The following is an 8,332-nucleotide window of genomic DNA, read 5'->3' as shown; positions in this document are numbered from 1 at the left end:
ACCTATGCCCTGCTGCTTGCAGGGCTCGGCCTGATGGGTGTTATGGCGAAACGCAGGAATGATAAACAAAACACTTGAACTGATCTAACTTAGAGCCACCCCTCCTCCGGGAGGGGATTACCCGCACACAATCTCCCTCAACCCGCTTCTCACCCTTCACCTGCTCCTGTTTCTCACCATTGATCCGGCTCCGCTTGGCGGATGCCGCTCGCTCCTGTTTTCTTGGGATATATCATGAGAAAGCCTGCCGGTGAATCACCGGCAGGCTCTGGAATAAAAATATGGCTGGCTTGCCCGAAAGCGGGCTGGCGGGCTAAAAGCTACCGGGAAAGGAGGACCCGGCAGCAACGGATAACCTGTGTTCAGTTTTTTGACTTTTTCTTGATATTCCTGGTTTTCCTGTTTTGCGGTTACCGGAAGAAAAGCTGAGAAAAAATTCGGAATAGAGCTTTCTTATCCCGACGTAACCCTCTTTCCTATCGGCAGGGGCCCTCTTCTCAGATATCACTCGTAGCTCTGCAACGGTAATTCCACAAGACAATAATAATAAGAATTATTCTCATTATATCCGGCAATGGGGAAAAAGCAAGCGCTTTTATTCGTGCGCCGGAAGACTGCTGCATTTTGAATAAAGCTGAAAATGAAGATCACGCCCTCATTCAGTAACATTCGAATTTCTTATCTTAAATAGAAATAATTCTCATAATCATTATAAAAAATCAAACCATAATCGTTATCTTCAGGGGAGCAATAGAAAGCATTCCCTGCCCAAGGCCAATACCTGCGTATTTGCCACAGAAACCCCGAAATAAGAAGGACTAACAATCTAGAGGGAGGTGATCTCTGCGAATCGACAATTTGTGCCGCAATAAAAATAGATGGACGTCAAAAATTAATAACCTGATTGGAGATAACAAATGAAGTTGAATGCGATCCATTTCAAAAAAATAGCCGTTTCCGTGCCATTATTTACATTGGCTTTTCTCGCCAATCCAGCACACGCCGTTGACTGGACTGAGATCGGTGATGCAGGACAGTTGGTGAGTACGGCACAAATGCCGACAGGGGATGAAGGCAGGCTGAGAAATATTTACGGAACCATTTCGACCAATAATGATGTGGATCTGTTCAGGATCTACATTTCCAATCCCACTACATTCTCCGCGGGTGTCAGCTCTACCAGCGGCAACCTTGATTCGGGACTCATCCTGTTTAACGAGGGAGGGTACGCGCTATATGGAAATGATGATGCCATGCTTCGTACGGGTACCTCAGGCTTGCCGGCAGGTCACTTGAGTGGGCCCCAGGCACCAGGCTGGTATAATCTGGCAATATTTGCCCTTGGCACGCCACCCGTCAGCGGCGATGGCTTTACGTCCGACCACTATATGTTTCCCAATGTAAGCTCTCCCTATACCCAGATCCTTACCGCGACAGGGCCTGGAGGAGCCTCGTCCCTGACGGGGTGGGCGCAGTTAAAGGACACGGTTGCGCTCAACGAGGAGTACGGCATAAGACTTTCAGGAGTGACAGTTTCCCCGGTTCCCGAACCGGAAACCTACGCCATGCTGCTTGCCGGCCTGGGATTGATGGGAATGATGGTTCGGCGGAGAAAGGGATTTATTGCGCGATAGATTGCTTTCCCGTCCGGGATTTCTGGAAGATCGTCTGACGAGAAGGAAGGGCTGCCAAAATAGGCACCTTCAAGGCTGAAGACTTTACCAGGAAGATTTGTTTGTGTAGACAAACGGTGTGTGAAAACCTTGTGGACAGTATTATTCGTCCACAAGGTCCTTCATTTGAAATGACTTATATGACTGATAACAATCCGTGTGAAGTCAAAGGCAGAATTGTAAAAACTTGCTGATCAATCTTTATCAATCTCGATAAGCTTCCCATCCTCGCCCACCTTGATCTCGATCTTCTTTCCGTCAGGCAGCCTCACATCAGCCTCATAAATTTTTGTCTTCTTGCCACTTATCGTTTCAGTTTCTTTCTCGATCTCCTCGATTATGCCCCCGCTCGTGTTTTCAGTTATCGTTTTCTGAACTGCCGGGGGAACATCGGGCCATTGAACTTTTTCATCGGCAAAAGCCAGCGTCGAAAGTGCCAGGGCAACGGGCAAGAAAATCGGCACAAACGGTTTTTTATTCATGAAGTGAATCTCCTTATGAGAAACAAGTAGCTACGGGTGAGTGCCCCGCGATGTGAGAAAAGGAACCATGACAGAAAACATGACCTTTGATTATTAGATCAGGACGATCGCGAATCATCCGTACGTTATCGAACAGTACGATGACAACATATTGCGAGTTTGCGGATTTGCCACAGAAGCCTTAATTTACTGCCCGTCTATCCATGCACGGGCTGCCACATTAGCCGCCTCATATGCCTTGTCTTCGTCGTGCAAAGGCTCCACGAAGCTTTCGTAAACCACTATGCCTTCATCATCCATTATCCTGTAGCGGCCATTCCAGAGACCACTGGCATCGTCCCGCTCCGATGCAGTAATGATCGTGTACCCCTTATAGTCGGTATTCATATTGCCTCCATAGGTAAACTGTAAACTGACGATGATAATTGCGAACCCACGTATATCGATGTTCTCTGTCTTCAGTTGGAGAGGTGCGGCATGGTAAACGTTCATTACCAACGCTCGTTCCATTCGCCCAATTCCTTGAATTCCTTATACCCCTCGCCCGCACTCCTCCCGGATAGAGACGTCAGGCTTACCGGTGTCAACAAAACTTTTCCCCGTTTGTAGTATTCTATGAATTAGAGTTGCCAATTCAACAGAAATCGGATTCCTCGCACCACTTCCCCGATAGTAAATCTGGAGCTGCCATGCCGCCTCACACACCCCGCTATTTTCTCCCCTTCAAAGTCTTCAGCAGAATCGTACTTATATTAATCGCGCTGGCGATTGTCTACGCCGCATTGATCTCGGTCAAGAACTGGTCCGGCATCAGCGTATAAGCTCTGCCAGCAGTACTCATCTCTAACATCTCAAAGAGGTATCGATGACCAAGCGACAGGGACGGCTTTTTTTTATTATTTGCACCCTTGTTTCCGCCATCGCCTTCATTGGCCTTACATTCGACAGTCACCGGCGCTTTCCCGGACTCACCAATGAAGACAAGCTGACGCCCGAGATCATCAGGGGAAAAGACGTCTGGCATAACAGCAACTGCATCAACTGCCACACTCTCCTGGGCGAAGGCGGCTACTACGCGCCCGATCTGACCAAGGTTACCCAGCAGCGGGGCACGCCTTATCTAACCGCCTTCCTGAAGGACCCTTCCCAATTCTACTCGGAGGAGAAGCACCGGCGCCTGATGCCGAACCCGAAACTGAGTGATACGGAAATCAGCGAGGTCATCGCCTTTCTCGACTGGGTCGGTCATATCGACAACCAGGGCTGGCCTCCACGCCCCATTATAGTATCCGGCACAACCATTCCAGGTACCGATGTCGGCCAGCCACCGACACATGCGTCTGTTTCCACGGACCCGGTCGCGCAGGGTGAAGCACTCTTCCGCTCCTCACCCCCCGCTTGCAACGCATGCCATTCCATCGCACCGGGGGTAAATCTGGCGGGTCCCACTCTTGCCGGACTCGCTACCCGTGCCACGGCGATCGTTGCCTCTCCTGAATATAAGGGAGAAGCGAAGACGTCCGCCGACTACATCCGCGAATCCATTACTCATCCAAGCGTTTACCTGGTTCCCGGCGCCATGTATTCCGCCAATAACCAGTCGTTCATGCCCGACAACTTTGCTACGGATCTCGAACCTCGACAGATCGACAGCCTCGTTGCCTACCTCGAAACCTTGAAATAGGAGACGCCATGCGCTACCGCTCACAGTCGATCGCATACTGGTATTTCGCCATCGCCATGTGCCTGTTCGGCCTGCAACTGGTATTCGGGCTGCTCTCTGCGAGCAAGTACCTGGGGCCCGATCCGCTTCTGGATTTCCTCCCTTTCGATAAAACCAAGGCCATTCACACCAATCTTCTGATTGTCTGGGTGCTTACGGGTTTCATGGGCGCAACCTACTACGTGGTGCCGGAAGAATCGCGCAGCGAAATTTACAGCGTCAAACTGGCCTACATCCAGCTTGTCGCCTGGACGCTCATGGGAGTAACAGCGATTGTCGGTTATATGTTCGGCTGGACCGCCGGCAACAAAATGCTGGAGCAACCGTTCCCGCTGAAGATCGTGATTGTCATCGTCATGCTGATGTTCCTGTATAACATCCTCATGACAATCAAGCGGGCGGGACGCTGGACCGTTACCGAGGGTGTGCTGGTAGCCGGTCTGGCGCTTGCGGCGGTGCTGTATCTGCCGGCCCTGATCGAATATGAAAATTATACTGTCAGCATCTTCTATCGCTGGTGGACGATCCACTTGTGGGTGGAAGGCGTATGGGAGATGATACAGGGCGGCCTGCTCGCGTATCTGCTGATCCGGTTGTCCGGCGCCGACCGGGAAGTCATGGAAAAATGGCTGTACGTGATCGTCGGCCTGGTTTTCATGGCCGGTATCCTGGGCACCGCGCATCACTACTACTGGGTGGGCGTGCCTCATTACTGGCTGCCTATCGGCGGTTTCTTCAGCGCCCTGGAACCGGTGGCGCTCCTCGGCATGGCAATGTATGCATACTTTGCCATGCGCCGCGCCGGGTTTTCCCACCCCAACTCACTGGCCGTTCACTGGACCATCGGCAGCACCGTATTCACGGTATTCGGTGCCGGTCTGCTCGGATTCGCGCATACCTGGCCGAGTGTCAATAAATGGACGCATGGCACGCTCATCACCGCCATGCATGGACATGGCGCGTTCTATGGCGCCTATGCCATGACAGTGCTGGCCATAATCAGCTATACCCTGCCCCACCTCACCAGTGATCGTAAAGTGGAGGGAAACAGTATCGGCTACTGGGCGTTCTGGATGCAGGTGATGGGAATGTTCGGCATGACGCTCTCCTTCGGCACGGCTGGCATCGGGCAGGTTTATCTGGAGCGCATCCTCGGCCTGGGCTACCTCGATACGCAACTGAAACTGCAGGTGCACTTCCTGATGCTGATCGCCACTGCATCGGTGTTTGCAATCGGAGCAGCCCTGTTCATCTGGAATTTTTTCCGAACCGCGCCCAAGTCCGTCGCAGCAATTGATCCCAGCGCATCCGCACCCGATCTTGCTCCAGCCGGTCATGCCAGTTCCGCCGGCAGCGGATAGATTGCGCGATAATGGAGGATCTGTTAATCAAGCTCCCGGCTTTAGAAAATACGCGCCAGGACGTGCCGCACCCGCAGGCCGAAGAGCCTTATTACCTTCCTTTCGGCGATGAGGTAAGCATTTTTATGCAATGCCATCGACGCCACCTCGCCGTCATGCTGAAAGGCCCGACGGGCTGTGGAAAAACGCGTTTTGTCGAGCACATGGCCTGGCGCCTGAAGCGGCCCCTCATCATCGTATCCTGTCACGATGATCTGACCGCGGCGGATCTCGTGGGCCGCTTTCTGATACGCGACAACGCCACCGTATGGCAGGATGGTCCGCTCACGCGCGCTGTTCGCACTGGCGCAATCTGCTATCTCGATGAAGTGGTTGAAGCGCGGCAGGACGCAGTCGTCGTTATCCACCCTTTGACGGACTATCGGCGTGTTCTCCCTGTCGACAAAACCGGCGAACTGATTGAGGCCACTCCAGGTTTTCAGCTTGTCATTTCATATAATCCCGGTTATCAGCATGTAACCAAGGATCTCAAGCCGAGCACTCGCCAACGCTTTGTCGCGCTTGATTTCGACTTTCCACCTCCTGAACGGGAAGCCGAGATCGTCATCCACGAAAGTGGCGCGGAACCCGTCCTGGCGCATGATCTTGTGGCACTGGCCGGACGCATTCGCGGTCTGGCAGACCGTGGTCTCGCCGAAGTACCCAGCACGCGCCTGCTGGTGGCAACAGCCCGCCTCATCGCCAACGGAATTGCACCCCGGCTGGCCTGTCATGTTGCACTTGTGTCCCCATTATCCGATGATCCTGTCCTCGTGGCCGCGATGCTTGACTTGGTCGACGCAACGCTGGTGGATTGAATATCGGATAGGCAAATCTCCTCGTGCGGTGCCCCCATTCTTTCTTATACCCTTCTTTCTAGCGCTATTTCCGCATGGCCGAACCTGAAGGACTCATTATCGATGCCGCCCGCCAGGCAACTGCTTTCGTATCCCGTCTGTGGGACCATGACAACAACGTACCGGATAATTCCTGCACGCTGTCCGCCTGCCGCCAGCGCCTGGAATTTCTCCTGTCGGCCGTTCACGGGCACGCTGTATCGCTGCGGGTCGCCCAACCTCCGGCGCCGCCATCGGCCCTATCCCGGCTGTTTGGCCGCATCCCGCGACATCTGATCGAAACCCGCCCGTTACCGGCGAACGATGGCGCCACTATTTTCCTGCCCATGCAGTTGGATCCGGGCGAACAGAGCGCGCTTTCTCCGCATCATTTCTTTCGACTTCTCGCCTTGCAGCAAGCCGGGCGTGCCCGGCGTCGGGAAATACAAACACTTCCCATTGACACGCTGACACTTGACCTCTTTCAACTGAGTGAAGCAGTTGCCGCAGATCATGCCCTCGCCCTTCATTTTGCCGGACTGCGGCTTGATCTTGCGGCCTTGCGCCGGGCGATGCTATCGCAGCGACCGCCGCCTTCGCTTCTAAATGCGGTCGAACAGGCGGTGGAAGAACTTTATTGTGGCGTACTCAAGGCTAGTCCGGATGACATTCCTCCCCCGCTTGCTCTTGCGCGGAAGCCCGAGGATTCGCTTGACTGGGCGGTGGAGATGAGCATGAAGATCTCGACTCGAACAAGGATGCCCACGGTTCGCTATCGAGGATGCGCCAAGGATCTGTGGTGGGGTAAGATGCTGCCGCCCTCCTCCGGAAATCAACCCATCCGATACGAGGAAGCGCTCCGGGATATGATGCAGCCTTCCGCAAACCCCCGGCGCAGCGCAAATCTTTCCCGTCGTCCGCAAGCCCGGGAAAAAACCCCAGATGAGGATGACGAGACGCAAGGGATGTGGATGGTGCAGAAGGATGATCCGCAGCAGCACGTCGAAGATCCTGCTGGCCTCCAGCGGCCAGCTGACCGCGATGACGACGCTGACGCTGGCGATCTGGCGGATTCCCTGTCCGAACTACCGGAAGCACAGCTCATCTCATCTTCGAAGACCGTGCGGGAACTCCTGCTGGCGGATGATCCCCTTGACCAACGGACGACGCTAGTCCTCCCCGGCAAGGGAGCGGCGCACGGCATTGTTTACCCGGAATGGGATTTCCGCGTTTCGCGTTATCACAAGGAGGGGGCCATCGTTCGGCTTCAACCGCCATTGCTGGGAGATGTCGGCTGGGCAGAGTCCGTGGTGGCAAGACGCCCTGCTCTGCTGCGGCAGGTTCAGCTTCGACTTGAGGGACTGCGACCGCGGCGTATTCGCTACCACCGCCAACCGGAAGGAGAGGAGATCGATATCAACGCCTGCGTGAACGCCTTCGCGGAACGACGAGCAGGCTTGCCCCCGCAGGATCGCTTGTATCAATCAGTAAAAGCAGCGCGGCGCGACATTGCTGTTGCATTGCTGATTGATATCAGCGGCTCGACCGATGGATGGGTTTCCCAGGAGTTGCGCATCATCGACGTTGAAAAGGAAGCGCTGCTGCTCGTTTATCTGGCATTGACCAAACTGGGTGATCCTTTCTGCATTTATGCCTTTTCGGGAGAAAGCGCGCAAAATGTCTCGTTGTGGCCCTTGAAGAATTTTGAAGAGAACGACCGGATACTTGTGCAACGCCGCATTGCAGCATTGGAACCGCAGCTCTACACGCGCGCGGGGGCCGCGATTCGCCACACCACCAGCCTGCTCACTGCCACCAGCGCCCAGTATCGCCTGCTTATCCTGCTGTCGGATGGAAAACCCAACGATGTCGATCGCTACGAGGGTCGCTACGGAGTGGAAGACATGCGTCAGGCCGTGGCCGAAGCCCGCCTCCAGGCCATTCATCCGTTCTGCATTACTGTCGACCGGCACGCGCCGCAATATCTTGCCCGGGTGTTTGGCGCGCGGCACTACGCCGTATTGCAGCAGGCGGAAACGCTCCCGGTTGTCCTGGCAGACGTGCTCAGAAGGCTAATCAGGCAGTGAGCTTCACTCCTCTGTCGACCCACGAATTGCCGCCATCCCACGCATTCCTGCGATAATTCTTCCTCAGCCTAGCCGTTTTCCCCACAGCATTTTGGTTTGCGGTGGCCTGCTGGTTTAAAATAACGATCTTG

General features: G+C 54.3%; 9 protein-coding genes. 7 read left to right on the top strand and 2 right to left on the bottom strand.

What is annotated here, in order from left to right; all coding sequences use genetic code 11:
* Positions 1-78 (top strand): PEP-CTERM sorting domain-containing protein (locus C8R21_RS16630; protein ID WP_375135993.1); only part of this gene is annotated, 78 nt, incomplete at its 5' end.
* An 839-nt stretch (positions 79-917) separates the two neighbouring features.
* Positions 918-1,634, top strand: a complete 717-nt coding sequence (locus C8R21_RS15810; RefSeq protein WP_181258840.1) for a DVUA0089 family protein — start codon at positions 918-920, stop codon at positions 1,632-1,634.
* Positions 1,635-1,867: 233 nt separating this feature from the next.
* Here the strand turns inward: C8R21_RS15810 and C8R21_RS03885 are convergent, their stop codons facing one another.
* Both C8R21_RS03885 and C8R21_RS16355 read right to left on the bottom strand, forming a co-directional pair.
* Positions 1,868-2,155 carry a hypothetical protein gene (locus tag C8R21_RS03885; RefSeq protein ID WP_074974202.1) on the bottom strand — a complete coding sequence of 96 codons (288 nt, stop codon included), beginning with the start codon at positions 2,153-2,155 and terminating at the stop codon, positions 1,868-1,870.
* A gap of 186 nt (positions 2,156-2,341) precedes the next feature.
* On the bottom strand, positions 2,342-2,665 hold the full coding sequence (locus C8R21_RS16355; protein ID WP_258192241.1) for a hypothetical protein: 324 nt from the start codon (positions 2,663-2,665) through the stop codon (positions 2,342-2,344).
* Positions 2,666-2,844: 179 nt separating this feature from the next.
* On the opposite strand from C8R21_RS16355, the gene C8R21_RS16350 reads away from it, so the two are divergent.
* The 5 genes from C8R21_RS16350 (at position 2,845) to C8R21_RS03860 (ending at position 8,201) form a co-directional block, all read left to right on the top strand.
* Entirely contained in the window at positions 2,845-2,976 is a 132-nt protein-coding gene (locus C8R21_RS16350) for a hypothetical protein (RefSeq protein ID WP_258192240.1), read from the top strand.
* Positions 2,977-3,020: 44 nt separating this feature from the next.
* Entirely contained in the window at positions 3,021-3,839 is an 819-nt protein-coding gene (locus C8R21_RS03875) for a c-type cytochrome (protein ID WP_107761517.1), read from the top strand.
* Positions 3,840-3,847: 8 nt separating this feature from the next.
* A complete protein-coding gene (locus tag C8R21_RS03870; RefSeq protein WP_107761516.1) occupies positions 3,848-5,239 on the top strand; it encodes a cbb3-type cytochrome c oxidase subunit I in 1,392 nt (463 codons plus the stop codon).
* Positions 5,240-5,250: 11 nt separating this feature from the next.
* Complete coding sequence (locus C8R21_RS03865; RefSeq protein WP_308811373.1) at positions 5,251-6,096, top strand: CbbQ/NirQ/NorQ/GpvN family protein; 846 nt, start codon at positions 5,251-5,253, stop codon at positions 6,094-6,096.
* Positions 6,097-6,170: 74 nt separating this feature from the next.
* Complete coding sequence (locus C8R21_RS03860) at positions 6,171-8,201, top strand: nitric oxide reductase activation protein NorD (protein ID WP_107761515.1); 2,031 nt, start codon at positions 6,171-6,173, stop codon at positions 8,199-8,201.
* The last annotated feature ends 131 nt before the right edge of the window (positions 8,202-8,332 follow it).

The organism is Nitrosospira multiformis (genome assembly GCF_003050865.1).
Taxonomy (GTDB): domain Bacteria; phylum Pseudomonadota; class Gammaproteobacteria; order Burkholderiales; family Nitrosomonadaceae; genus Nitrosospira; species Nitrosospira multiformis_E.
This window is presented reverse-complemented; position numbering and strand designations above follow the sequence as displayed.